Genomic DNA, 1,020 nt, shown 5'->3' with positions numbered 1-1,020 from the left:
GTCCCGCCCCTTCCCCTACGATCTTGAAAAATGCTGACATCCGACCGAGGGAGCAGGTCTTGACCACCCTGATCGTCTTCGACATCGACGGCACGCTGCTGCGCAGCGTCGCCCCCCACCAGGCCGCGTTCGCGGCGGCGCTGCGGGACTGCGGGCTCACGGACGTCGACTCGGCTTGGGGCGGCTACACCCACCACACGGACTCGTGGATCTTCCGCGAGGTCTTCCGGCACCACACGGGCCGGCTCCCCGACGAGGCGGAGCGCGGGCGGTTCGCCGCCCTGCTGCACGAGCACTTCCTGGCCGCCACCGCCCGCGAGGGCCTGGAGGAGATACCGGGCGCCGGATCCTTCCTGCGGGCACTCGCCGACGACGACGCGTACGCGGTGGCCTTCGCCACCGGCGGCCTGCGCGAGGTCACGGCGGCCAAGCTGGCCCCCCTGGAGGCGGGTGCGGCCGGGCCGGTGTCCACCGCGAGCGAGCACACCTTCCGCGAGCACCTGGTGCGCGAGGCCGTCCACCAGGCCGTCGAGCGGGCCGGGGGCGGCTTCGAGCGGGTGGTGTGCGTGGGCGACGGGCCGTGGGACGTACGGGCCGCGGTGGCCACGGGCAGCCAGTTCATCGGCATCGGCCCGGCCACGACGCCGTTCGGCGACTGGTTCCCGCGCACCCATCTGTTCGGCTCGTTCGACGAGGTCGACCCGGCGGCCGACTTCAGCCTGGTGCCGCCGCCCGGCCGGGTGCCCGCCGAGCCGGGCGGTGACCAGGTGTTCACCGCCCGCCCGGCGCCGTGCCCCTGCTGGAACTGATCGCACGCTCACACCCCGGCCCGCTGTTCGACGACCCGGCACAGCTGCTCGAAGCGGCCCGCGCCGGTGAGGCTCGCGGCGGGCAGGCGGACGCCGAACTCCGCCTCGACCGCGAGCACGATCTGCAGCTGGGCCAGTGAGTCCCAGCCGGGGGTGAGCCCGACCCCGCCGCCGCGCACGTCGGCGGCGGGGCCCAGCACCGTCCGTACGG

2 protein-coding genes are annotated in these 1,020 nt (G+C 74.7%); one reads left to right on the top strand and one right to left on the bottom strand.

Features of this window, described 5'->3' with window-relative positions; genetic code table 11:
* Positions 1-59 precede the first annotated feature (59 nt).
* Positions 60-809 (top strand): HAD family hydrolase, encoded by a 750-nt coding sequence (locus tag ACFVXK_RS38765; protein ID WP_389622140.1) that lies wholly within the window; start codon positions 60-62, stop codon positions 807-809.
* Positions 810-817: 8 nt separating this feature from the next.
* On the opposite strand, the gene ACFVXK_RS38760 is transcribed toward ACFVXK_RS38765, so the two are convergent.
* A partial coding sequence (locus ACFVXK_RS38760; RefSeq protein ID WP_389622137.1) for an acyl carrier protein occupies positions 818-1,020 on the bottom strand: 203 nt, incomplete at its 5' end.

The sequence above is a fragment of the Streptomyces sp. NPDC058157 genome, from assembly GCF_042884105.1.
GTDB lineage: Bacteria > Actinomycetota > Actinomycetes > Streptomycetales > Streptomycetaceae > Streptomyces.
Note: the sequence above shows the minus strand (reverse complement) of the source record. Positions and strands in the feature narration are given on the sequence as shown.